Source organism: Flavobacterium foetidum, from assembly GCF_004634245.1.
GTDB lineage: Bacteria > Bacteroidota > Bacteroidia > Flavobacteriales > Flavobacteriaceae > Flavobacterium > Flavobacterium foetidum.
In genome coordinates this window covers 1-25,522 of record NZ_SJTF01000004.1, presented here as the reverse complement: position 1 = coordinate 25,522, position 25,522 = coordinate 1, and the positions used below count along the sequence as shown (strand labels likewise).

Sequence of the window (25,522 nt, the reverse complement as noted above, 5' to 3'; positions counted from 1 at the left end):
TAGTTTTTAGGTTGCAAAAATAAGAATTAATTAGCATTAGAACGGATAATTTATACCAAAATTTAAAACGGAATGCCCAAAATTGTACTCTTTAAACCATCGGTCTCCTTTCTCATGCGCCGGATTATAAGTCTTAAAGCCTAAATCTAAACGGATAACAAAAAAGCTTAAATCGTATCTTATACCAAAACCTGTACCTATAGCAATTTCATCTAAATCGTTTAAGTTGTTGAATTTTGCTTTTTCGTCTACCACATTATCCAGAACATTCCAGATATTTCCGGCGTCTGCAAAGATGGCGCCTTTCACATCTCCGAAAATTTTAAAACGAAATTCTCCGCTTAAAGCTATTTTCATATTTGCCTCATTAAAGTCGTTTATGGCATTGGTGCTTCCTGGTCCCAGTGCGTAAGGTTGCCATGCACGATTATCATTTGAACCTCCTGAGTAGTAACTTCGTGAAAACGGAATGTAATTAGAGTTTCCAAACGGAATTGCGATTCCGAAGAAGCTGCGCACTGCCAAAACTTTTTCTTTGCCAAAATCCCAATGTTTGATGTAATCGAATTCCGTTTTAACATATTCGGAATATTCTAGATTGAAAATCTCATAATTGCCTCTTGAATTTTTAGGAAGATTTCCAATAGCTGAAACAGCAGATAATAAGGAGCCTGCTGATTCGATTTTGGTTCTAAACTGATAAAAATTATTGTCGGCCAAATCCTTTTTGGTGGTTTTGGTAAAAGTATAACTGGTGGCTAAAATAAAGTCGTTTTCAGTCAGACGAATTCTTCTTTCTTCAATACTTTCTACTTCTTGATATTGCGGATCTCCCGGTCTCAAAGCTGTCTGCTGCGTTAGAACCTGACTCGTAAATTGTGTAGTTCCCTTTGGAATCGTTAGGTTGTTGTCGGTATCAACCTCTGCACCTTCTGTATTGTAAGTGCTTGCGATATCATTCAAATCATCATAAGAAGAAGTATATACGTTAAAATAGTTGCCCGGATTCAAATTACGCACAAACTGTGCATTCAACAAATCCAGTTTTGCTGTATTATGACGTTTTGGCGACCAATTGTAAGATATACCGCCAGTAAAATTCTCTTTGTCGAGACCGATATTACGCTGTTTAGAAAAACCTGATGTTATTTGAGTAGACGGAATCATGCTTTTCGGAATAATTTTTTCTGTTCCGAAAGGGAGTAATATCCTAGGGAAATTCAATTTCATATCTAATCCATATTCCGAAACATTAAAGAAGTTATCGTTTGGATTAGCCATATCTCTTGATGATCCGATGTTTAAACGGGCTGATATTTCTAAAGTTTCGGCGCGGTTAAAGACATTTCGAATCGTTTCAGAAATACTGGCTCCGATACCAAAATCCTGAATATTGGAGTGGGTAACATCAAAAGTGGTTCCGAAACTGTATTTTTTTCTTGGAGTTAAATAAACATTTGCAATCAATGACTGTGCTGTCGGATCTCGCTTGTCTACTTCATACTGAATAGATGGATAATTGAAAATCTTGAGATTATTCAGATATCTTGAAGAAAGTGTCGTCCTGAAATCGGCAAACGTGCTTCCTTTAGAAATAAAAATGGCATCAGTGATGGCTCTTGGTTTGTATTTTAATTCTTTAAAGCTGTAAAGATTAAAATTGTTATAAGTCGTGCTATCCGAAGGCTTTTTCTTAGCATTGGCTGCAGAATAATCAGTGTAGATGTTTACGTCGCTGATGGTGTATAATTTAAAAGGCTCAGTGCGGCTAGAATCTCTTTCCTGAATATTATTATTGTTGATGACCAAGGTTACATTGGCCTTGTTTTTTTTGCCTATTGTATCAATGTCAAAAGTAACGTAAGTTGGCTGAAAAAAATATGCTCCGTGATTTCTGAAATAGGTAGTTATTCGGTTTTTTTCTTCTTCAAAATCTGAAGTTTTGTACTGGTTTCCAGATTTTACAAACGAAGGTTCGGTATTTGTTTTATACAGCGAATCTAATGCAGGGGATAAGATTTTGGTGCTTATAGTGTCTATAATATATCCAGGTCCCGTTGTAATGTTGTAATTAATCTGAGCTTTTTTATTTCCGACGCTGTCAATCGTATAATCGGTTTTGACATCAAAAAAACCATTGTTGAAATAATAATATTTTAAGCGAAGCAGTGATTTTTTGGTTTTAGACGTGTCGATGATTACAGGTGGTTCTCCTGTGTTTTTTAAAAATTCGTGAATTCCTTTATAATAAAACGACTGTCCCAAACGATCTACTTGTTTAGCAGAATATATTTTGGACATGCGTTCGTATTTGCCAGGTTTGTTTTTGAATTTTGCCTGATAAGTAGAATCCGGATTTAAATTGGCCAAATTATAAAGGTTTAAGCGCAAACGATAACCAAGCAGTGTTCCATTAGGTTTTTGGTACATTTGATTGTCGGCCTTTTCGTCGTTTGTCGGTTTTCCGTTTACAAGAATATTATTTTTTACAAGAAGATTTTTTCCATCAGGAACTCTTTTTACAGCATTACAGGCGCAAATTAGTATTGCCATTAGAATAAATGCTGTTATTTTTGTGGAATTATTTTTCAAGTGTTTTAAAATATTTAATTCAAAAGTACATTATTTTATGGTTAGTAAAAACCAAATAAAGCTTATCTCAAGTTTACATCAAAAAAAGCACCGTTTTGCTAATCAATTATTTTTTGCCGAAGGAGTAAAAGTAATTCAAGAATTATTGGAATCCAATTTTGAATTAGAGCAATTATTTACGACATTAAATGATTTTCAAGAAGTTAAAACCTCTAAGAGAACGATTATTAACGATCAGGAACTTAAGAAAATAAGTGCTTTGTCGACTCCAAATACCTGTCTTGCGGTTTTTAGAATGCCAGCCGAAAACAAAATTATCGATTCTGGTTTGATTTTGGCCTTAGACGACATTCGTGATCCAGGGAATCTAGGAACCATTCTGCGTTTATGCGATTGGTTTGGCATCAAACAAATCATCTGTTCCAAAGAAACCGTTGACATTTTTAATCCAAAAGTTGTTCAGGCTACAATGGGCTCAATTGCCAGAGTAAATGTAAATTACTTAGACCTAAAAGATTTTTTGGATAAAACACAACTGCCGGTTTTTGGGACTTTTATGAACGGTGATACTATTTATCGGTCTGATTTGCCTCAAAACGGAATCATTATTATGGGTAATGAAGCCAATGGGATTTCATCAGAAATCGAAAAAACAGTCACAACCCGTCTTACAATTCCGAGATTTGGCGAGCTTCAGAAAACTGAAAGTTTAAATGTAGCTACTGCGACAGCAATTATTCTTAGTGAATTTAAACGAAAGAGTTAAGATTTTGTTTTAATGAAATGTGAAATTTATTAAAATAGCTCTTGATTTCATCGAATCGATATTGTCTGTCCACGGACTAGCCCCGTTTGCAGGATTGTCGCGGATTAATTCATCAGTAATGCCAAACATCCCGCGAACAGAAGGAGAAAAGATAAAGTATTCGGTGAAAATATCAATTCCGAAACCTAATTCGTACGCAGCAGTCCATTGTTTTACTCTGAATTTCTGCTGAAAATTATCATCTTTAGATTTTGCATTGCTCGACAGGTTTAAAGTCGTAGACATACCGCCCAATAAATACGGACGTATGTTTCCTGTACGAAGAGCAGAATACTTTAGCAAAAGCGGGAAATGAATGTATGTACTGTTTACCTCTCTTAAATAATCATTTTCAGAATCCCAGTCTCCTGGAAAATATAAATCACGTTTTGTGTAATAAAGGCCAGGCTCGAAACGCAGGTTAAAATATTCCTGTAGTCTCAAATCTGCTACAACCCCGACATTAAATCCGGTAGTCTTTTTTACCTGAATATCGCCGCCTTGTGCTGGAGTTTTGTAATCAAATTTAAAATCAAAACTGTTAAAACCTAAATAATAACCGAAATAAATACGTTGTTTCTGCCAGTTTTCGAGGTTGATAATAGGATCTTTGCTAAACATGCTTTTAGCAAATTGAGAATGTCCTTTTGTCGTTAAGACCAATAAAATTAAGATTACAGCTTTTTTCATACTATTTTTTAGAGGCAGAATAAATGGTTGCGGCACCAAAAGTTTGAGGCATTGCCACGACATCTATAAACCCAATTTTTCGCAAAATATTGTTTAAAGCTTCTCCATACGGGAACGCAGCAGCCGATTCAGACAAATAACCATACGCATTATTGTCTTTAGAAAATATTTTTCCGATTAGCGGAAGGATGAATTTGGTGTGAAATTTATATCCCTGTTTGTATGGAAATTTGTCAGGAACAGAAGTTTCAAGTATGACAAAAACGCCATTTGGTTTGAGAACTCTTAAGATTTCTGCAAAACCTTTTTCGAGATTTTCAAAATTCCTTACTCCAAAACCTACCGTAATAGCATCAAAATAATTGTCTTCAAACGGCATGTTTTCAGAATCCCCCAAAACAAGCTCAATAACATCTGACAAGCCTTTTTCTGCTACTTTCTTTTTTCCAACCTCAAGCATTCCGGCAGAAATATCCAAGCCAATAATTTTTTCAGCATTGGTTTTTGCCATTAAAATTGCCAAATCTCCAGTTCCTGTTGCAATATCCAGAATGACTTTTGGTTTTTTGTCTGAAACTATTTTTAATACTTTTTTTCGCCATTTAACATCTATTCCAAACGAAATGACACGGTTTAGATTATCGTAATTCCCAGAAATGGTGTCAAACATTTGGGTTACTTGCTCTTTTTTGCCTAAGGCAGATTCTTTATACGGAGTTATTTTTTCAGACATTTTTTTAATTTACGCAAATATAAACATTCTATTGTAACTGTAATTGAGTTTTTTATTTGATAAATCAAATGTTTTTTTAAGTGTCCATTGGCAATAGAGCACTTAAGTTTTGGCATCCCTAAATTTAGGGATATTTACAAAATCCCTAAATCTAGGGATTGTGTGATAATGCTTTTATTGACAACTTTGCTAAAGTAAAAATGATTAAAGTTTTAATGATTGATTTACAAAGCTGAGACCTAATCAAATGAATGCTTTTTGCACTGGTAATCATTTGTTCTAGCTGGTAGTTTTGAAAGTATTGTTCTTGGGGGAAATACTATTTAAAAGTGCGAAATACGTTCTTAGGATTAAATTTGTTTTTGGAAATTTTAATTTTCTGCCTTTAATATCTTAGTGGTATTTGTTATTAAAGGCTTTTGAGATTTATCTCAATTTACATTAAATGTTATTCAGTTATTTCAAGTGTTATTTTTAACATTTGTGATTTTTAACAAAACTATTTTCTAGAGCAGGTTAGGCCTAAAAAAAAATCAATCGTTTGCAAAAACATCCTCCAAAAGAGGATGTTTTTTATTTTTATTTCCTAATGTAAGTTTCGTAGGTATAATCATAAAGATGTTTGTCGTCTTTAAAATTTTCTTCAGATTCTACCAATTGCCATTCGCTTTTGCTGATTTTTGGAAAAAAAGCGTCTGCTTCAAATGTATGATGAACTTTTGTTAATTCGATAATATCAGTAAAAGGAAGCGCTAGATTGTAGATTTCTCCTCCTCCAATTATATAAGAATCTTCATTTTCTGGACAGAGCGCAATGGCATTTTCAATACTGTCAGTTACAATACATCCTTCTGGTTTGTAATCTTCTTGCCGGCTTATTACAATATGAACTCGGTTGGGTAATGGTTTTGGGAAGCTTTCGAAAGTTTTTCTTCCCATAATAATATGATGATTGGTAGTAAGTGATTTAAATCTTTTAAAATCATTTGGAAGGTGCCATACCAATTTGTTGTTTTTTCCGAGCTCATTATTTTCGCCCGCTGCCGCTATCATTATAATCATGGTATTCTGGAACTAAATTGTATTTTCGTTTTCTGCATTTATTTTCGATTCGAGCTGACTGATTCTTTTTTGCTGTAAAGCAACCAATCGCTCAATTTGTTCTCTTTCCCATTTTTTATTCATAAAACGGTCTGTTATATACACCTTTATAAAATGTAAAATGAATAAAAAAAGCCAGATTGTAATTCCCCAAATGCACCAGTTCTGATTTGTGCCTTCACCAAAACCAAAAAATCGATTGGCAATAAATAAAAACAAACTCCCTATTAAAAAAAGTACAAAATGAAAATATAGCACTTTTTTCTGCCTTAATCGTCTTCTAGCGTACTCGTATTGTTCGTGAACTTCTCTTTCCATAAAGATATAAATGAGAATATAAAGTTAAAATTTATTTTGAAAACTCATCATTTTAAAGCTAGAATATTTGAATCGAAAGCGGTTAAGAATTTGAAATACAAAATTTTGCATGGGTTAAATTATCGAATTGGCTAAAATCATATGCTGTTTTTGGCATAATCGTAAATCGGAACAACAATGTCTGATGTTCAGCTGATTTTGTTTAATTTTAACGTACGAATCTAAAAATTAAGTAGTTATGTCTTTGAAAAAACAATTTATTAAAACTAAACCGGTTTGTAAAGTAACCTTTTCTATCGATGCCAAAGATGCTGATTCGGCAGCAGTTGTTGGTGATTTTAATAACTGGAATGCTACTGAGGGGACTTTGAGCAAGTTGAAAAACGGAACTTTTAAAGCAACTTATGATTTGGTAAAAGACAGGGTTTACGAATTTAAATACGTAATTGACGGAAATTATGTAAACGATCCTGAGGCTGATTTTTACAAATGGAATGATTACGCCGGAAGCGAAAACGGGGTTGTAGTCGTATAAAAAAATCCGCTTTTACAAAAAGCGGATTTTTTTATTTATACAGCAACACTTCCCTTAATGGCAGGATGCGGGTCGTAATCGACAAGTGTAAAATCTTCAAAATCGAAATCGAAAATGTTTTTAATCTCCGGATTTAAGATCATTTTTGGTAATGGTCTTGGCTCTCGTGTCAGCTGCAGTTCCAATTGCTCAAAATGGTTGTTGTAGATGTGTGCGTCTCCAAACGTGTGAATGAAATCACCAGGTTCTAGATCGCAGACCTGCGCAATCATCATGGTTAATAATGCATATGAAGCAATATTAAAAGGAACGCCTAAAAATATATCGGCGCTTCTCTGATATAACTGACAAGAAAGTCTTCCTTTTGTTTCTCCTTTTTCAGGATCTGGACTGGCAACATAAAATTGGAAAAATGCGTGACATGGAGGCAATGCGGCCTTATTATTGGCAACATTCTCTTCAAAAGATTTTTTTGTGTCTGGCAGAACCGACGGGTTCCATGCAGAAACTAACATTCTTCTGCTGTTCGGATTTGTTTTTAACTCATTAATCAATTCAGAAATCTGATCAATCTCCTCGCTGTTCCAGTTGCGCCATTGATGACCGTACACTGGCCCCAGATCCCCGTTAGAATCAGCCCATTCGTCCCAGATTTTTACTCCGTTTTCTTTTAGGTATTTGATATTGGTATCTCCTTTTAAAAACCAAAGCAATTCGTAGATGATTGATTTTAAATGAAGTTTTTTTGTTGTAACCATTGGGAAACCTTCACTTAAATCAAAACGCATCTGGTAGCCAAAAACACTTTTTGTTCCAGTTCCTGTGCGGTCACCTTTTTGATTGCCGTTTTCTAAAACGTGTTTTACTAAATCTAAGTATTGTTTCATTATTCTGTTATTCAGTTAGTGCCTAATCGTTGGTGTTTTAACGATAAACACAAAATTATCTTTTTGAGATCTCGTCTCTGATTTTTGCGGCTTTTTCGTAATCTTCTTGAGAAACTGCCTGATCCAGAAGCTCATTCAATTCCTGTAGAGAATGTTTTGAATACACATCTCCTGATTGATTGCTTTCTTCTTCGCGTCCAAAAGTTTCAGGATTAGAAAGTACGTCAATTTCTTGTGCGCCTGAATCTGTTTCGGCTGTATTTGATTTTAAATAGATTCCCGCCTTGTCCAGAATGTTTTTATAAGTAAAAATAGGAGCGTTGAATCTTAGAGCTAAAGCAATGGCATCTGAAGTTCTTGCGTCAATAATCTCTTCAATTTTATCTCTTTCGCAAATCAGGCTCGAATAAAAGACACCATCAACTAGTTTGTGAATGATTACTTGTTTGACAACGATATCAAATCTTTCAGCAAAATTTTTGAACAAATCGTGCGTTAACGGGCGAGGTGGTTTTATTTCTTTTTCTAAAGCAATAGCAATCGACTGAGCTTCAAAAGCGCCAATAACAATTGGTAATTTTCTTTCTCCGTCGACTTCATTCAAAATTAAGGCATAAGCGCCATTTTGAGTTTGACTGTATGAAATTCCTTTTATGGATAGTTTTACTAGACTCATAAATGTTTGTAAAAAAGGCACTTAGTGCCTCATTTTAATACTTTTTTTGATTGGAAAATAAAGCTGCAATTTTAATCAAAAAATATGGAACAAAAAAGTTGCCTATAAACAAAGATACAACATCTTGTTTTTAGGCAGCAATATTTTTGAAGAGAATTCTTAAGAATGTTGTGCTTTAAAAGCTTTTAATTTCTCTGTTAATTTAGGTACGATTTCAAAAGCGTCTCCAACAACCCCGTAATCAGCAACTTTGAAGAAAGGGGCCTCTGGGTCATTATTGATTACCACTTTCACTTTAGATGAGTTAATACCCGCAATATGCTGAATAGCTCCAGAAATCCCGACTGCAATATATAAATTAGTTGCAACTGGTTTTCCTGTTTGTCCTACGTGTTCGCTGTGAGGTCTCCATCCTAAGTCAGAAACTGGTTTAGAACATGCTGTTGCAGCGCCAAGTACAGATGCTAAATCTTCGATTAATCCCCAGTTTTCAGGTCCCTTCAATCCGCGTCCGCCAGAAACTACGATATCCGCATCAGCGATAGAAACTTTTCCAGAAACTTTTTCTACAGATTCTACTTTAACGCCAAAGTCATTATCTCCAATTGTTGGGTTAAAATCTTCAGCAGTTGCAGCTCCAGCACTTTCAAAAAGTCCGTAAGAGTTTTTAGCCAAACCAAGGACTTTTACCTCTGTACTGATTTCTGTGATGTTGAAAGCTTTGTTTGAGAAAGCATTTCTTTTTACCTGAAATGGCGAAGTGCTAACTGGCAGTCCAACCACATTTGATGCGAAACCAGCTTCTAAAGCTACCGCAACAAGTGGCGAAAGATAAATACTGTCTGTAGTCGAAGAAAGTAAAACTAATTTTGTTCCTTCTTTTTGAGCGGCTTGTTTTATTACATCAGCGTAAGCTTTTGCATTAAAACCAGCTAATTTATCATTGCTTACTTTTAGGACTTTATCAACTCCATATTTGCCTAATTCGCTTACCTCGCTGATATTTACTGTCAAGGCCGTAACGGTCGTTCCTAATGATTCTGCCACTTTCTTAGCGTAAGAAGCCAATTCGAAAGCCACTTTTTTAAATTTTCCTTCTGCAGATTCTGCGTATATTAATATTGACATAATAATTTTAGATTTTAGATTTTAGATTTCAGATTAAACTGAAAACTAAAAAATGGATTATTAAAATATTTGGATTCAGTTAAAACTGAACACTAAAAACTGATAACTGAATACTAGATTACCTTCGCTTCGTTGTGTAATAAATTGATTAACTCATCTAAATTATCTGCAGAAATTAATTTTACTGCCGATTTTGGAGCTGGTTTTTCAAATTTCACTGCTTTTGTATTTACCGCTGCATCAACCGGCTCAACAATAGCTAGTGCCTTGGTTCTTGCAGTCATGATTCCTCTCATGTTTGGAATACGAAGATCTTTTTCTTCAACAAGACCTTTTTGAGCGCCAATGATTAGTGGAAGAGTAGTGCTTACAGTTTCTTTTCCGCCGTCGATTTCGCGAACCCCTTTTACAGAGTTTCCGTCAACAGTTAAATTTGTACAAGAGTTTAAGAAATTATACCCTAAAATTCCGGCAATCATTCCAGGAACCATTCCTCCATTGTAATCTAAAGATTCTTTACCAGCAATTACTAAATCGTAACCGCCGTTTTTGATTACTTCTGCCAATTGTTTTGCTACGAAGAAACCATCTGTAGGGTTTGCGTTAACGCGAATTGCTTCGTTTGCTCCAATAGCCAATGCTTTACGTAAAGTTGGTTCAGTATCAGGACCTCCAACGTTTACAACCGTTACATTTGCTCCTTGTTGCTCTTGAAACCAGATAGCGCGTGTAAGACCGAATTCGTCGTTAGGATTAATTACATATTGTACGCCGTTGGTGTCAAATTCTGAGTCACCGTTGGTGAAATTGATTTTTGAAGTAGTATCAGGCACATGGCTGATGCAAACTAGTATTTTCATAAGTATATATTTTGAATTTATAATATGCTTTTACAAATTTAGAATTTAATTTGGAATAATTATACTATGCATGCATAATATTTTTTAAAACTATTACGATTTCGCAGATTGTATAGTTTTGAGTGATTTTCAACGGAATCAAGAAATGAAAAAACACTCATTTTGTCTGATTGTTAGGGATTTTGCAATATTTGAACCATTGAAGCAGATTTGATTTTTGTCTAAAAAATACTTTTTTTTGATTTTTGGCGTTTTAAGGATTCAATTTCAGGAGAAACAAGAAATAACAAATAAAGGAAAGTTTGTCTGAAAATTTTTTTTGTTGAAATAAGTGTGTAATATACCTTATTATATCGATTTCGTAAATATCACAATAAGCATAAAAAAGTTAAAACCTCAAGATGCAAAGAAGTTGATGCGATTTTAAATTTAATTTTTGCTTTTAAGTTATTTAAAATATTTATTTTTGCTCTTCAGAAAATTCAACATACAATAAAAAATATGAGAACAATACAATTTAGAGAGGCCATTTGTGAAGCGATGAGCGAAGAAATGCGTCGCGATGAATCCATATATTTAATGGGAGAAGAGGTTGCCGAATACAACGGAGCTTACAAAGCTTCAAAAGGAATGCTTGCTGAGTTTGGTGAAAAAAGAGTAATCGATACTCCAATTGCTGAGCTTGGTTTTTCAGGAATTGCAGTTGGTTCTGCAATGAACGGAAACCGCCCTATTGTAGAATATATGACATTCAACTTCTGTTTAGTTGGTATTGATCAAATTATTAACAACGCTGCTAAAATGCGTCAAATGACAGGAGGACAGTTTAATGTGCCTATCGTTTTCCGCGGACCAACAGCTTCTGCTGGTCAATTAGGAGCAACTCACTCACAAGCTTTAGAAAACTGGTTTGCTAACACTCCGGGTCTTAAAGTTATTGTTCCTTCAACTCCTTATGATGCAAAAGGACTTTTAAAATCTGCGATTCGTGACAACGATCCTGTAATTTTCATGGAGTCTGAGCAAATGTACGGTGACAAAGGTGAAGTGCCAGACGGAGAATATACAATTCCAATTGGTGTTGCTGATGTAAAACGTGAAGGAACAGATGTAACAATCGTTTCTTTCGGAAAAATCATCAAAGAAGCTTTTATCGCGGCTGATGAATTAGCTAAAGAAGGAATTTCTTGTGAGATTATCGACTTAAGAACAGTTCGTCCAATGGATAAAGACGCAATCTTAAAATCGGTTAAAAAAACAAACCGTTTAGTAATTCTTGAAGAAGCTTGGCCAGTTGCCAGCCTTTCTTCAGAAATCTCTTATATTGTTCAAGAGCAGGCATTCGACTTCCTTGATGCGCCAATTCAACGTATTACAACTGCAGATACTCCTGCACCGTACTCTCCAGTATTATTAAAAGACTGGTTGCCTAATGCTGGTGATGTAGTAAAAGCAGTTAAAAAAGTATTATACAAATAATACATATTTAAAATACTCACAAAACTTCATCATTCATAGTTAATTGATGAAGTTTTTTTTTGTCCTGACAATGAAAAGAATAATTTTACTCAGCCTATTTCTTGTATTCGCATTTGCGTCTATTGCTACTGCACAAACGAAAGTGAGTGGAATTGTTTTGGACAAGTCTAATCAGCCGATACCTTTTGCAAATGTAGTTTTTAAAGGTTCAAATACTGGAATCGTTTCTAATGAAGACGGTCGTTTTTATTTAGAATCTCCTAATAATTATACTGCCTTAATAGTAAGTTCTGCTGGTTTTTCAGATAAAGAAGTTCCTTTAGAAAAAGCAGTCAATTATAATTTTAAAATTGTATTAGGAGAAGCCGAGGCGCTCAATGAGGTTGTAATTTATACGGGAAAAACATCTAAAAAGAACAATCCGGCGCTAGATATTTTGAGGAAAATTTGGGAAAGAAAACGTAAAAACGGACTTTACCAATTCAATCAATATCAAATGCAGAAGTACGAAAAAGTGGAATTTGATATGAATACCATTGATAGTGCTTTCATGAAAAACAAGCTTTTCAAAGGAATGGAGTTTGTCTTTGATCATGTTGACACTTCAGATGTTACGGGTAAAACATATCTTCCGATTTTCATTAACGAATCGGTTTATGATGTTTACGGCGACAATAAATTAAAGAAAGTAAAAGAAAATCTAACGGGAAATAAAATGTCTGGTTTTAACGGAAACCAGCAAATTTTATCTTTCGTCAAAGACCTTTATTCGGATTATAACATATACGACAATCACCTCAAGTTTTTTGATAAGAGTTTTACAAGTCCGCTCTCAAGAACCGGAATTGATGTTTACAATTATGTGCTGAAAGACAGTGCCTTTGTTGACAAAAAATGGTGCTATAATATTGTTTTTTACCCGAGACGTAAAAATGAATTGACCTTTAAAGGAGATTTCTGGGTAAACGATACCACTTTTGCAATAAAGAAAATTAATATGGGTGTTACTAAAAGCGCCAATATTAACTGGGTAAAAGACATTTATATCGAACAAGAATTTGAAGTAGAAAACGATTCAGTTTTTCTTCTTACACGAGACTACATGATGTCTGATTTTGCTTTGAACAAAAAAGAAAAATCGAAAGGAGTTTATGGAAAACGAACGACTTTGTATCGTAATCATAAATTCAATATTCAGAAACCAGAGAAATTTTATAAAGAAGAAGTCAACTTTATAGATAATGCTGTTTATGACCGACCGCCCGAATTCTGGGAAGAAAACCGTTTTGAAAAACTAAATAAAGATGAAGCGGGTATTTATAAAATGCTCGACACCTTACAAACAGTCAAGCGATTTAAGCAGCTGTACAATGTCGTCTCTATTTTAGGAAGTGGTTATGTCGAATTTAAGAATTTTGATTACGGACCTATATTTTCGACCTTTGGCTACAATGAGGTCGAAGGACTTCGATTACGAGTAGGAGGACGAACTTATTTCGGACCAAACGATCCTTGGCGTCTTCAGGCATATACGGCATACGGATTTGATGATCATAAATTTAAATATGGTGTTTCTGGAAAATGGATGTTGGACAAGAAAAACCGCCTTATTATTTCTGGAGGAAACAGACGTGACATAGAACAAATCGGCGCCAGTTTAACCACTACAAATGATGTGTTAGGAAGAAGTTTTGCTTCGTCGGCATTATTTACAACGGGGAGCAATGGAAAACTGACCAACATCAATTTGAGCAACGTTTCTATCGAAATGGAGCCTAAAAAGAATTTTATTATTCAAGCGGGATTTTCTTATAGAACATTAGAATCGGCTTCGCCAACATTTAGTTTGGATTATTATACCACATTGCCTAGCGCCACAAACCCAATGGGAGTTGTAAAAAATGATGTCAAACAATCGGAAGCCAATATTCAGTTTGAATATATGCCAAATCGCAAAACGATTGGTTATGGAGTTGAAAGAGATTTAGTAGACAGCCCTTTTAGTCATTTCTTTGTAAACTTCAGTTATGGATTAAAAGGTGTTTTAGATAGTGATTTTGCTTACGAAAAAATTCAGGTTTTCTATAGACAGCCCATCATCATCGGGCCTTTAGGAAGAACTAATATTACAATTGAAACAGGAAAGACTTTTGGGACGATTCCGTTAGGATTAATGAGTGTAATTCCGGGTAACCAGACTTACTTCACGATAGAAAATACCTTCAGCAATTTGAATTTCTACGAATTCGTAACAGATCAATATACAACCCTGCAGTGGAATCATGATTTTGGAGGAAGATTGTTTGCAAGAGTTCCGTTTATGAGAAAGTTAAATTGGAGGGAATTTGTTGGAGTTAGAGCGGTGCACGGAACAATTTCTGATGCTAACCGTGCCATCAATGCATCTGGATTGCCTTATAATGCTCCAGAAAATGTATATTGGGAATATCACGCTGGTATTGGAAATATTTTCAAAGTCTTTAGAATTGATTTCTCTTGGAGAGGAAATTATTTAGATATGCCAGATGCTCACAAATTTGCAATTAAAGGATCTTTTGGGTTTTATTTTTAATTCTTAAAAGCAGCAAAGGTTCAAAGTAACAAAGTCGCAAAGGTTTCAACTCTTTGCGATTTTTTTTTGTTGCCGCAAAGACGCCACGACGCTAAGTTTTGTTTGGTATTAAATTTTTACACAGATTTTACAGATTCTGAGCTGATGAGTTCTTAAAAGTTACAAAGGTTCAAAGTAACAAAGTCGCAAAGGTTTCAAATCTTTGCGATTTTTTTTTGTTGCCACAAAGACGCCACGACGCTAAGTTTTGTTTGGTATTAAATTTTTACGCAGATTTTACAGATTCTGAGCCGATGAATTCTTAAAAGCAGCAAAGGTCCAAAGTAACAAAGTCGCAAAGGTTTCAAATCTTTGCGATTTTTTTTGTTGTCGTAAAGACGCCACGACACTAAGTTTTGTTTCGTATTAATTGTCACACAGATTTTAAAGATTAAAGCTGATCAATTTGATTTAAATAATCTGCTTTATCTGCAAAATCTGCGAGAGGTAAACTTTGCGCCTTCACGCCTTTGCGGGAATTTTTTTCTGAATTTTAAGACAGGTGAATAATAAATTAAATCAGCTTAAATCTGCAAAATCTGCGTGAAACTAAAACTTACGCATTTGCGAGAACTAATTACATTTTCTTAATTTTGATTACTTTAAAATAATCATCATGCAGGAAGCTATTGATTTTCTTTCGTCTAAAAGTCCCATATTTCTTGAGATAATCGAAAAATACGGTTTGCCATCAGTTCCCAAACGACCGCAAGGTTTTGAGACTTTGGTACTGCTTATATTGGAGCAACAGGTTTCTATAGATTCGGCGAAAGCCACTTTCTTAAAAATAAAAGCCTATACGACTTGTAATCCTGAAACGATGGCGGTTTTATCTGATGAGGAATTTAGAAGTCTGGGCGTGAGCCGCCAGAAAACGAGATACATTAAAATTTTAGCTGAAGCTGTCCTCAGTAAAGAATTGGATATTGAAGGATTGGCCCTAAAAACTTCAAACGAAGTAAGAGAAGAACTCATTAAATTGAAAGGAATCGGAAACTGGACGATTGACATTTATTTGATGTTCTGCCTACAAGAGCCCGATTTGATTCCGCTTGGCGATATTGCTGTTGTAAATACCATAAAAGAACTATTTGGTATTCATGATAAAGAACAGATGGGAGTTCATGCTGAGCAGTGGAGTCCGTACCGATCTTATGCAACCTATTTGCTGTGGCATCATTATTTAAGTAAACGAAACAGGAAAATAACTTTTTAGAGGCTTATTTTTAAAAACTTAATGCAGATATTACATTGTTTTTTATTGTAAAAAAGGATTCTTTACTTACTTTTGCAACCGAAATTATAGAAACAATAAAAAACGAAAATGACCGCAGACAAATTAACGACTTTCGATGTATTAATCGAAATACCAAGAGGAAGCAGAAATAAATACGAGTACGATTTTGAAATTAAAAGAATGCGTTTTGACAGAATGTTGTTCTCTTCTATGATGTACCCAGCAGATTACGGATTTATTCCAGAAACTTTAGCTTTAGACGGAGATCCTCTTGACGTATTGGTTTTGGTAAATGAGCCAACTTTTCCTGGATGTGTAATGGAAGTTAAGCCAATCGGTGTTTTCCATATGGCAGATGACAAAGGTCCAGACGAAAAAATCATTTGCGTACCAGTTTCAGATCCAATCTGGAATTCGTTAAACGATCTTTCAGATATCAACCCTCACTTGGTAAAAGAAATCGAGCATTTCTTCCAGGTTTACAAAGATCTTGAGCACAAAAAAGTAGATGTAGAAGGATGGGGAGATGTAAAAGAAGCTTACGAAATTATTGCTGAATGCACGAAGCGTTTTGATGATATTGAAAATAAACCAGCGGGATTATTTAGCATTAAATAATTTTATCCCCTCTATTTTATAAAAAAAGCAATACTCCGTTAAGAGTATTGCTTTTTTGTTTAAATTCGTTTCAGTTAGATTGTTGACTATTAACCAAAACCATTAATAATTATGAATGCATTTATGATTTACCTGCCTATTATTATGGCAGTTTTAGGATTACTTTTCATGGGAATAAAAAGGACTTGGGTTTTAAAACAAGACGCTGGAGACGGTAAGATGAAAGAGATTTCAGATTACATTTATGAAGGAGCCTTAGCCTTCCTAAAAGCCGAATACAAACTATTAACCATATTTGTAATTATTGCCAGTTTAGCCTTGGCAGGAATTACTTTTATCCCAGGAGTTAAAACACATTTATTAATCGTAATTGCATTTATTTTTGGTGCTTTGTTTTCTGCTTATGCCGGAAATATTGGAATGAAAATAGCAACTAAAACAAACGTTAGAACTACACAGGCCGCACGTACAAGTCTGCCTCAGGCGTTAAAAGTATCTTTTGGAGGCGGAACTGTAATGGGCTTAGGTGTTGCAGGTCTAGCAGTTTTAGGATTGACAGCTTTTTTCATCATTTTCTTTAATTTATTTTCTGACGGAGTTTGGAAAGATACCGATACCATGACCGTTGTTTTAGAAACTTTAGCTGGTTTTTCATTAGGAGCAGAATCCATTGCGCTATTTGCCAGAGTTGGAGGCGGAATTTACACTAAAGCGGCCGATGTTGGCGCGGATTTAGTTGGTAAAGTTGAAGCAGGAATTCCAGAAGATGATCCGCGTAATCCTGCTACAATTGCAGATAACGTGGGTGATAATGTAGGTGACGTTGCAGGTATGGGAGCCGATTTATTTGGTTCTTACGTGGCAACAGTTCTAGCCGCAATGGTTCTTGGAAATTATGTCATTAAAGATATGGGCGGAAGTATCAATGATGCTTTTGGCGGAATCGGGCCAATTTTACTTCCAATGGCAATTGCTGGTTTCGGAATTTTATTTTCGATTATAGGAACAACATTAGTAAAAATATCAGATGATAACGCTAAAGAAGCCCAAGTGCAGAAAGCACTAAATATTGGAAACTGGGTTTCTATTGTTTTAACGGCCGTGGCTTGCTTCTTTTTGGTGCAGTACATGTTGCCAGAAACAATGCAGATGACATTCTTTGGAGAAGGTTCAAAAGCGATTTCATCAATGCGTGTTTTTTATGCCACTCTGGTAGGATTAGTGGTTGGTGGAGCTATTTCATCCGTAACAGAATATTATACAGGATTAGGAACAAAACCAGTATTGGCTATTGTTCAAAAGTCGTCTACAGGTGCAGGAACAAACGTGATTGCGGGTTTGGCAACGGGAATGATTTCTACGTTTCCAACGGTTTTATTGTTTGCCATCGCAATCTGGATTTCATATGTTTTAGCAGGATTTTATGGAGTGGCGCTAGCAGCTTCAGCGATGATGGCTACAACGGCAATGCAATTGGCAATAGATGCTTTTGGACCAATTTCTGATAATGCTGGTGGAATCGCAGAAATGAGCGAATTACCAAAAGAAGTTCGTACCAGAACCGATATTTTAGATTCTGTTGGAAATACAACTGCTGCAACCGGAAAAGGATTTGCTATTGCATCTGCAGCCTTGACTTCATTAGCCTTATTTGCGGCTTATGTAACCTTTACCGGAATTGACGGAATTAATATTTTTAAAGCGCCAGTTTTAGCCATGTTATTTGTCGGAGGAATGATTCCGGTTGTTTTCTCTGCTTTAGCCATGAATTCTGTTGGAAAAGCTGCAATGGACATGGTTTATGAAGTTCGCCGCCAGTTCAAAGAAATTGCTGGAATTATGGAAGGAACAGGAAAGCCAGAATACGGAAAATGTGTTGAGATTTCTACAAAAGCCGCTTTACGCGAAATGATGCTCCCTGGAATTTTAACTATTGGTTTTCCAATTGCCATTGTTCTTTTAGGAAAATTAGTTTATCCGCACAATAATCAGTTGATTGCTGAAATGCTTGGAGGATACATGGCTGGAGTTACCGTTTCTGGAGTGCTTTGGGCAGTTTTTCAGAACAATGCAGGAGGTGCTTGGGATAATGCTAAAAAATCTTTCGAAGCGGGAGTTATGATTAACGGCGAAATGACCTACAAAGGTTCAGATGCTCATAAAGCTGCCGTTACTGGAGATACTGTGGGTGACCCATTTAAAGATACTTCTGGGCCTTCAATGAATATCTTAATTAAACTAACTTGCTTGATCGGATTGGTTATTGCTCCAATTTTAGGAGAGGGGCATGCTCCGTCTGATATTGCTGCAAATGCTTCTTGTTGTGCCAAAACTGAGATGCATTCGGGAATTTCTAAATGCGGAGATATGTCTGGAATGACAAAAGAAGAATGTATTAAAATGTGTAAAGAAAAAGGTTGTTCTGAAGAAGAAACCGCTAAATGTTTGGCTCATTTTGATAACACGGGAAAATACCAAAAAACAGATTGTTTTGATACTAGCAAATATGAAAAAGCATCTGTTCGTGTTGAGGTTAAAAACATAAACGGTAAAACTATCGGAAGTGTTACTAAAACCGAAAATGGTAAAACAACCACAGAAGTCTTTGAAGGAACAGAAGAAGAAGTTTTGGCAAAAGTCGAAGCGGCGAAATAAGCGCTTACATTTATAAATAAAATTTTAAAAACTGCCCAGATGTACTTTCGGGCAGTTTTTTTTTATGCCCGACAGCATATATTTCTCTCCACAATCTTGTGATCCTGACGAAAGAAGGATTTCCAAAAGAAACTCCGCATCCAGAACCGACAATCTGGAATCAACTGTAGTTCAAAACCAATAATTGAAGTAGTTACAGTTGATGCAAAATTCCCCATTTTGACATTTTTTAGGTCTTTTCCGTCCATTTCTCCTCGATTTATGGTTTTTATTCTTATAAAATGGGTAAAAATCGAACCCTTATTTACTGCTTATCCGTTAAAAAACATCGATGAAAAGCACCAAATTCAAAATAATTAAGGTTATTTCTTACATTAAAAATCGTTTTGGCTTTTAATAACATTTTAAAAACTTTTTGGGGTTACTCTAAGCTCTGTATTCAAAATAATTTTGCCAATTAAAAACTCTTTGTTTCAAATTTAGCAACTTATTGAATAATAAATCATTAAATCCTATGAAGAATTGCTACTCTATATTATTGACACTTTTTTTAGTGTTTTCACTAAATGTCAGAGCAACTGTATATGATCATGCAGCAAGTAAGAAAGATTGGACTAATCCAATGCCATGGACAACCACCACCAATGGTGTTGAAAGTGTCTATAGTAGGCTATTAAATCATCATAAAGCTGTAAGTACTAAGACCGTTCTAGCACCTACTATTACATTGAATGTTACTACTGATGGCTGTAAAAATGGTGGAAGAATCGAAGTAGCAACAGCTGGTACAACTGGTCAAGTTTTATACCAACTGGATGGACCAACACCTTTTCCTCAGGGGACATCCAATATCTTTGATGGTTTGACTTCGGGTAATTACACGGTAAAAGTATGGGATGGTAGCACTGGTGGTACACCAGTTACCAAAACAGTAACTATTACTAATAATTTTATTGACTTAGATATTACCAATGTATCGGTTAGTAATAATCTTTCAACATTACCTGTATGTGCCCCGAGGGGAATAATTACTGTAACCGCAGTGGGTGGAAAGGCACCACTGAAATATTCTTTGCTTAATCAGGCTACCGGAACACTTATTGTAGATTTTGCGTCGCAGACCTCAAATGTTTTTACAGGCGTGCCTCCTGGAACCTATTCTGTATTGGTACTTGATGCTTGTAATAATGAAGTAAGAAGCGGCGATAGTGGCATAACAGTAAGCGATTATGATGATATTTCAAAAGCAACTTCCTTAACTACAACATTGCTCATTACTGGTTATAGAAATAGTAATGATGTTTATTTCAGTGAAAATAGTACTTGTGATCAAACTACAGTCTCTTTTGTTCCCGGGACTACTTTTTGGAAATACACCCTAACAGACGTATCCGGTAATGTCTTAAAAATAAATCCTAAAGATGTGCTGTATAGGATAAAAGCACCAAATGGCAATTGGTCAAGCTGGGTTGCTTCAGATCAACCGGCTACTGTCAACTACACATTAAACACCAATAACGATGTTGACTTTGTTTTTGAATTTCAAAGTGGTTGTAACACAAACCTTACGACTTCTGCCACATATACTTATAATGGATTTCATGATTTATATTTTCCAGTTTATTATAAAGATGCTGACAATTGTAATTTTCTGCCTATAGATCATATACGAACAAATGCAGAATGGCAAAGTGATGCGTTGCTCTGCTTACCAATAACAGTAAAAATAGTTGATGTAACAGCTGGAGGCACAGTATTGGCTAATAAAACATTTACAACTAAATGGCTTGCAGCTGGTTATTCAGTATCCAACAGTGAAACGACTGGTTTCATTTCTGGTCATGTGCTTGAGATAACCATGACAGATGCGAAGGGCCTTTTCGTAACGAAACAAATGACTGTACCAGATCTAGCGTTACCTAATATGATAACTGATGGAAATATTGTAAGTTACCCTAATAGCAATAATTGCGACTTTACAGGAGTAAAATATAGTTTTTACGGCTCATCTGGTAAAAATATTATACCTAATGGTCCTTACCCAGTTACTTATAAAATCATATCTGGACCTGGGGCAGGTACCAGTGTTACAGTGCTTAATGCAACCGATAAAAACCCTGATGGATCATTAAAAATTACAGCCCCATTTGGTACTTATCTTCCTTATGGTAACTATACCATTCAGATTGATTTTGGCGATACTGGTACATCTTCATGTAGAACAATGACCTTTAACTATAATATAACACAAAGAGTTAGTTCATTACGTCTAGGGAATGTGACTACTCCGACTAACGTTACAAACTGTAAAACTTATGCTGTTAACATTCCGTATTCTTATACAGATGCAACGACAGGAGCTCCACTTGCCGCTCGTACGGATAAAGCGGATGGTGTTTGGATTACGCTTACCAATACAGACGGAAGCGGCAATGGTGATCGAACTGTTTACTCTTATAATAGTACAAATTATACTTTTACGGGTGTAAATCCGGGTACATACACCATAACTATTGCTCCGTATGACGGAACAGTTGGAGCTGCCCCAACTTGTTTATCAGACAGTAAAACCATTACGCTGGCTCCCTATGCCATACCAGTTATAGATGTACCACATTCAGGAGGTTTAGTCTGTTCACCGGCAACTAACGGCGATTTGACTGTAGTAGCAACAGGAATCAATTTGAAATACGCTTATAAAAAACAAGGAGCAGCAGATGCTACTTATAGTGCCAATCAGACTAATAATGTATTTTCGTCGTTGCCTATAGGTTTCTACACGGTAAGGGTTACAGATGGATGTGGCTACACCATCACACAGGATCTTACTGTAGCCAGCTCTGACGCCTCCATATTTTCGGGAGCAGCACAAACCATCTGCCCGGGAACAACAGCAACAATAACCACAACACCTATTGGTGCGGTTACCAATTATAAATGGACATTGCCTGATGGTGCTGTCCAGCAAGGTGCAGACCTTTACCAGTTGGTTATCCCTAATTTTACAGCAGTAAAAAATGGTGTTTATATAGTGACGGCAACAAATCCTGTAGGCTGTACGGTAACCTCTACTATTAAATTAACTGCAGCTACAGATCTTAACTTAGTGGTTACAAATCCAGCTACAGTTTGTGCAGGAACAACCGTTAACCTTGCCAATGCTGCAAGTGGTGTTGCGTCTTATATTTATTATGCTGCTGACCAGACAACGGTATTAGCAACTCCTATGGTGACCCCTTTAGTAACTACAGATTATTATGTACAAGGAACATCTGGAAGCGGTTGTGTATTGCCTAAACAAAAAATAACCGTAACAGTTAATCCTGCACCTGCGTTGGTTATTACAAACCCAGCGCCTGTAGTAACTGCTGGTGCAACTGTAAATCTTACAGCTTCTACAATTACTGCAGGAAGCACGAATGTTGTTTCTTTAGATTATTATGAAGATGTTGCATGTACTATACCAGTAGCTACGCCAAGTGCTGTATCTATTAGTAGTAATAAAACGTATTACATAAAAGCAACTGCTGTAGGTGGTTGTACAGATATTAAACCAGTAACTATAACGACATTATTTCCAACTGTAACGATTACGGGAACAAATGGTTCATGCCAAAAAGATTGTACAGTTGCACTCAATACTACTTCTTGGACAGTAGGAACGTCAGCAACATATACCTTAACTGATTATACTACAGGTCTTCCAGTTTATTCTGGTGTTACTACGAGCACATTCGTGGGATTATTTCCAGGCACCTATACTATTACAGTTTATGATTCTTCTACTGGACTAAGTGGTGTAACATCCGCTCCAGTAACCGTTACTTCATCTTATGTACCGTTGCAGTTAACGGCAATATCAGTTACAAACGGTACTTCATGTGCAGGCAATGGTACAATTAGCTATGGTTCTAAATTTGGAACTTCACCAGTACAATATTGGATTGAAAGTACAGGTTATACCTCGCCAGTACAAACAAACTCTTTAGGAACAGTAACCTTTACAGGAGTGCCTCCGGGAACCTATAAAGTATATGCAAAAGATGCTTGTAATACAACACTTAATGAGAATGATATAAAAGTTACTGGCGTTGATTATACCGGTTTTGATAATGTCAAAATATGGGATCCTGAAAAATATTTTGATAGAGGAACTACTTGCGATAAACTTGCAATAAACATAGCACACCTTACGCCACATATAGGACTATATAACGGTACTACTAAAATAACAACAGTAGATCCACTTACATTGAGTTACAAATTGGAATTTAGCTCAGGAACACCTGCAGTTACAAGCAGTTATGACATTGTTCAGGGACAAACAAGCCAAGAAGTGGGAATTTACGTTCCGTTTACTCCAACTAAGTATCGTGTAAAAATATGGAATCCTTGTTCAAGTGCTTATGTTGATTCAGAATGGATTGATATTAATGATCCCAAAATTGCTGTAGATGTATCAGGTGATGTAATTACTGATATGTGTACAACAGGAGGATTGGTTTTAAACGTACAATGGGATACAAAGCCTTGTTTTCCTATAAATCCTATAAAAGTTAAGGATGTAAATGCTCCTTATACAGAATATACTTTTGGACCATGGACAGATTCTAGCCAAGTACAATTCCCGCTTACAGGTGTGCCTCCGGGAACCTATGATATAACAGCTACAGATGCAGAGGGACATACCTATACTATTGCTTCTACAGTTTCTGGAACAAGTTATACATATACACCAATTAGCCAGAATGCCAGTATCAGTGTGTCTCAGGGATGTACTATAGGTGAAAGTCTGAATTTGAGAGTAACTGGTATTTTGTCATCAGTAACATCTCCCTCTTCATTTCCAATCACTTATACTATTACAAGCGGACCAGCAGGTACAATAGGCAAGAAATTTACACAGACCACGAGCGATGGAATTTATGGAAACCCAACTATATTCGAGAATCTTCCTGCAGGAAACTATACAATTAAGATTGCCTATGCAGATAATGGAGTAGATACTCCTTGTAGAACACAAGATATTACTTTAGAGGCTAAAGTTCCTCTTTTGGCTTATGATTTTGATAAATTAGGATTCACAGGTTGTTTTACAACTCATAGTATTTATGGTTCCCTGTTTGGAAAAGACGAAAATGGCAATGTATTTAATCAATGGAATACAGATCCAGCTCCAGGAAATAATCCTAGTGAATATGCGAGTGCATGGGTAGAAATTATTTCAGGTCCTACTGGTTATACAGGTCCTACAGGTCTAGCTTCAGCTGTACAGATGAAAATAGACGAAACTGAATTTAGGTTTCCTACTGAAACAGCAGGAATACGAGATTATGAATTGCCTGCAGGAACTTATACTATAGGGCTATATCCTGATTATTTTCATGGTGATAGAACATGCGGTTATGCAGATACCAGAACGATTACTATAGTAGACAATAATACTATTCTGGAACTGGATAAAAATAACTCAGGTGGAGCAGTATGTACAGGAACGACTGGTACCATGATTGTAAATGCTATCGGAACAGGACCATTTACGTATCAGATAAAACCTGTAGGCGCTCCAGACTCAAGTTATTCTGCTCCTCAGGATTCTAATCAATTTGAGAATGTTGCAGTAGGCAATTATAATGTTAAAATAAAGGGAGGATGTATAAGTATTGAACCAGAAATTTCAATGCTTGATATCGCAACAAGTCATGTATTGACCATAACGCCATCGCCAGCAGTTTGTGAAGGACAAGAAGCTAAAATTAGCGTGATGCCAATTGGTCCAATCTCAAGTATTGTATGGAGTTTTGGGGCTACACCAGCTACAGCCACACCAATAACAACAGGTCTTGATGCAACAGAAACAACATTAACGATAGCATCATTTGCAGCTGCAAATGCGGGGAATTATTATGTGAATGTAACCACTTCTACAGGATGTACTTTTACGTCAACTGTTAATGCTACGTTGGCTGCTCCAGAGACATGTGGCGCAACACCAACTTTCACAGCGATCAAAACTGTAACCGATGCAGACGGAGACAAAAAAGCTCAGGCGAATGAGATTTTGACCTACCATATAACAGTGAAGAATACGGGCACTGTCGCGATTCCGTCAATCACAATATCTGACAACATTCCGGCCAATACGGCTTATGTTGCCAGCAGTGCGAGTGCGGGCGGTTCTTACGACAGCACCAACAACAAAGTGACCTTCAGCGATACAGCACCATTGGCTGTAGGGGCATCAAGAACCTACACCTTTGATGTACAGGTTGGGGCAGATTTGACGGGCATTTTGAAAGTTTCGAATATCGCTACGGTAAACGGAACTCCGACCACGCCTGAAGATCCTGAGAATCCAGGGAACCCGGATCCGTCATGCACCGATCCGGCTAACTGTCCAACGGAGATTCCAACGGATGGAACGACTAAGTTCACGGCATTCAAGTCTGTAACAGATGCGAGCGGTGACAACAAAGCGCAGGCGAATGAAGTATTGGCCTATCATATTAAAGTGACGAACACGGGCACTGTCGCGATTCCGTCAATCACAATATCTGACAACATTCCGGCCAATACGGCTTATGTTGCCAGCAGTGC

Annotated in this window: 17 protein-coding genes; 8 read left to right on the top strand and 9 right to left on the bottom strand. The window is 36.2% G+C overall.

What is annotated here, in order from left to right:
• Window positions 1-36: 36 nt before the first annotated feature.
• Window positions 37-2,592, bottom strand: coding sequence for a translocation and assembly module lipoprotein TamL (gene tamL / locus E0W73_RS06690; protein ID WP_135221319.1), 2,556 nt, complete (start codon window positions 2,590-2,592; stop codon window positions 37-39).
• Window positions 2,593-2,629: 37 nt separating this feature from the next.
• Here tamL and E0W73_RS06685 point away from each other — a divergent pair, with 37 nt between their 5' ends.
• On the top strand, window positions 2,630-3,358 hold the full coding sequence (locus E0W73_RS06685) for a TrmH family RNA methyltransferase (RefSeq protein ID WP_135221318.1): 729 nt from the start codon (window positions 2,630-2,632) through the stop codon (window positions 3,356-3,358).
• 9 nt (window positions 3,359-3,367) lie between these two features.
• Here E0W73_RS06685 and porT read toward each other — a convergent pair whose 3' ends face one another.
• The 4 genes from porT to E0W73_RS06665 form a co-directional block, all read right to left on the bottom strand.
• Window positions 3,368-4,087, bottom strand: a complete 720-nt coding sequence (gene porT / locus E0W73_RS06680; protein WP_135221317.1) for a type IX secretion/gliding motility protein PorT/SprT — start codon at window positions 4,085-4,087, stop codon at window positions 3,368-3,370.
• A 1-nt stretch (window position 4,088) separates the two neighbouring features.
• Window positions 4,089-4,820, bottom strand: coding sequence for a bifunctional demethylmenaquinone methyltransferase/2-methoxy-6-polyprenyl-1,4-benzoquinol methylase UbiE (ubiE, locus tag E0W73_RS06675; protein ID WP_135221316.1), 732 nt, complete (start codon window positions 4,818-4,820; stop codon window positions 4,089-4,091).
• 579 nt (window positions 4,821-5,399) lie between these two features.
• Window positions 5,400-5,882: a dihydrofolate reductase gene (locus E0W73_RS06670; RefSeq protein WP_135221315.1), complete on the bottom strand. Its 483-nt coding sequence runs from the start codon at window positions 5,880-5,882 to the stop codon at window positions 5,400-5,402.
• A 12-nt stretch (window positions 5,883-5,894) separates the two neighbouring features.
• Window positions 5,895-6,239: a 2TM domain-containing protein gene (locus tag E0W73_RS06665; protein WP_135221314.1), complete on the bottom strand. Its 345-nt coding sequence runs from the start codon at window positions 6,237-6,239 to the stop codon at window positions 5,895-5,897.
• A 238-nt stretch (window positions 6,240-6,477) separates the two neighbouring features.
• Here E0W73_RS06665 and E0W73_RS06660 point away from each other — a divergent pair, with 238 nt between their 5' ends.
• Window positions 6,478-6,774, top strand: coding sequence for an isoamylase early set domain-containing protein (locus E0W73_RS06660; protein ID WP_135221313.1), 297 nt, complete (start codon window positions 6,478-6,480; stop codon window positions 6,772-6,774).
• Window positions 6,775-6,809: 35 nt separating this feature from the next.
• On the opposite strand, the gene E0W73_RS06655 is transcribed toward E0W73_RS06660, so the two are convergent.
• The 4 genes from E0W73_RS06655 to E0W73_RS06640 form a co-directional block, all read right to left on the bottom strand.
• The gene (locus tag E0W73_RS06655; RefSeq protein ID WP_135221312.1) at window positions 6,810-7,661 is read right to left on the bottom strand and encodes a thymidylate synthase; all 852 of its coding nucleotides are present in this window, start codon (window positions 7,659-7,661) and stop codon (window positions 6,810-6,812) included.
• 55 nt (window positions 7,662-7,716) lie between these two features.
• Window positions 7,717-8,337, bottom strand: coding sequence for a bifunctional nuclease family protein (locus E0W73_RS06650; protein ID WP_135221311.1), 621 nt, complete (start codon window positions 8,335-8,337; stop codon window positions 7,717-7,719).
• Window positions 8,338-8,496: 159 nt separating this feature from the next.
• Complete coding sequence (locus E0W73_RS06645; RefSeq protein WP_135221310.1) at window positions 8,497-9,465, bottom strand: electron transfer flavoprotein subunit alpha/FixB family protein; 969 nt, start codon at window positions 9,463-9,465, stop codon at window positions 8,497-8,499.
• A 113-nt stretch (window positions 9,466-9,578) separates the two neighbouring features.
• A complete protein-coding gene (locus E0W73_RS06640; protein WP_135221309.1) occupies window positions 9,579-10,325 on the bottom strand; it encodes an electron transfer flavoprotein subunit beta/FixA family protein in 747 nt (248 codons plus the stop codon).
• A gap of 501 nt (window positions 10,326-10,826) precedes the next feature.
• Between E0W73_RS06640 and E0W73_RS06635 the strand changes: the two genes are divergently transcribed.
• The 6 genes from E0W73_RS06635 to E0W73_RS06610 all read left to right on the top strand — a co-directional run.
• Window positions 10,827-11,804 carry a pyruvate dehydrogenase complex E1 component subunit beta gene (locus tag E0W73_RS06635; RefSeq protein ID WP_109191633.1) on the top strand — a complete coding sequence of 326 codons (978 nt, stop codon included), beginning with the start codon at window positions 10,827-10,829 and terminating at the stop codon, window positions 11,802-11,804.
• Window positions 11,805-11,874: 70 nt separating this feature from the next.
• A complete protein-coding gene (locus tag E0W73_RS06630) occupies window positions 11,875-14,376 on the top strand; it encodes a DUF5686 and carboxypeptidase-like regulatory domain-containing protein (RefSeq protein ID WP_135221308.1) in 2,502 nt (833 codons plus the stop codon).
• A 655-nt stretch (window positions 14,377-15,031) separates the two neighbouring features.
• On the top strand, window positions 15,032-15,631 hold the full coding sequence (locus tag E0W73_RS06625; protein WP_135221307.1) for a DNA-3-methyladenine glycosylase family protein: 600 nt from the start codon (window positions 15,032-15,034) through the stop codon (window positions 15,629-15,631).
• Between the two features lie 108 nt (window positions 15,632-15,739).
• Complete coding sequence (locus tag E0W73_RS06620) at window positions 15,740-16,270, top strand: inorganic diphosphatase (RefSeq protein ID WP_135221306.1); 531 nt, start codon at window positions 15,740-15,742, stop codon at window positions 16,268-16,270.
• Between the two features lie 111 nt (window positions 16,271-16,381).
• A complete protein-coding gene (locus E0W73_RS06615; protein ID WP_135221305.1) occupies window positions 16,382-18,925 on the top strand; it encodes a sodium-translocating pyrophosphatase in 2,544 nt (847 codons plus the stop codon).
• A 514-nt stretch (window positions 18,926-19,439) separates the two neighbouring features.
• Window positions 19,440-25,522, top strand: a 6,083-nt coding sequence (locus E0W73_RS06610; protein ID WP_135221304.1) for a DUF11 domain-containing protein, incomplete at its 3' end; no start/stop codon positions are given.

Excerpts from the sequence above, each read along its gene's own strand:
- E0W73_RS06615 (WP_135221305.1), top strand. The coding sequence starts at position 16,382 with ATGAATGCATTTATGATTTACCTGCCTATTATTATGGCAGTTTTAGGA.
- E0W73_RS06665 (WP_135221314.1), bottom strand. The coding sequence starts at position 6,239 with ATGGAAAGAGAAGTTCACGAACAATACGAGTACGCTAGAAGACGATTA.
- E0W73_RS06640 (WP_135221309.1), bottom strand. The coding sequence starts at position 10,325 with ATGAAAATACTAGTTTGCATCAGCCATGTGCCTGATACTACTTCAAAA.
- E0W73_RS06655 (WP_135221312.1), bottom strand. The coding sequence starts at position 7,661 with ATGAAACAATACTTAGATTTAGTAAAACACGTTTTAGAAAACGGCAAT.
- E0W73_RS06660 (WP_135221313.1), top strand. The coding sequence starts at position 6,478 with ATGTCTTTGAAAAAACAATTTATTAAAACTAAACCGGTTTGTAAAGTA.
- E0W73_RS06645 (WP_135221310.1), bottom strand. The coding sequence starts at position 9,465 with ATGTCAATATTAATATACGCAGAATCTGCAGAAGGAAAATTTAAAAAA.
- E0W73_RS06620 (WP_135221306.1), top strand. The coding sequence starts at position 15,740 with ATGACCGCAGACAAATTAACGACTTTCGATGTATTAATCGAAATACCA.
- E0W73_RS06650 (WP_135221311.1), bottom strand. The coding sequence starts at position 8,337 with ATGAGTCTAGTAAAACTATCCATAAAAGGAATTTCATACAGTCAAACT.
- E0W73_RS06635 (WP_109191633.1), top strand. The coding sequence starts at position 10,827 with ATGAGAACAATACAATTTAGAGAGGCCATTTGTGAAGCGATGAGCGAA.
- ubiE (WP_135221316.1), bottom strand. The coding sequence starts at position 4,820 with ATGTCTGAAAAAATAACTCCGTATAAAGAATCTGCCTTAGGCAAAAAA.
- porT (WP_135221317.1), bottom strand. The coding sequence starts at position 4,087 with ATGAAAAAAGCTGTAATCTTAATTTTATTGGTCTTAACGACAAAAGGA.
- E0W73_RS06685 (WP_135221318.1), top strand. The coding sequence starts at position 2,630 with ATGGTTAGTAAAAACCAAATAAAGCTTATCTCAAGTTTACATCAAAAA.
- E0W73_RS06630 (WP_135221308.1), top strand. The coding sequence starts at position 11,875 with ATGAAAAGAATAATTTTACTCAGCCTATTTCTTGTATTCGCATTTGCG.
- E0W73_RS06670 (WP_135221315.1), bottom strand. The coding sequence starts at position 5,882 with ATGATTATAATGATAGCGGCAGCGGGCGAAAATAATGAGCTCGGAAAA.
- E0W73_RS06625 (WP_135221307.1), top strand. The coding sequence starts at position 15,032 with ATGCAGGAAGCTATTGATTTTCTTTCGTCTAAAAGTCCCATATTTCTT.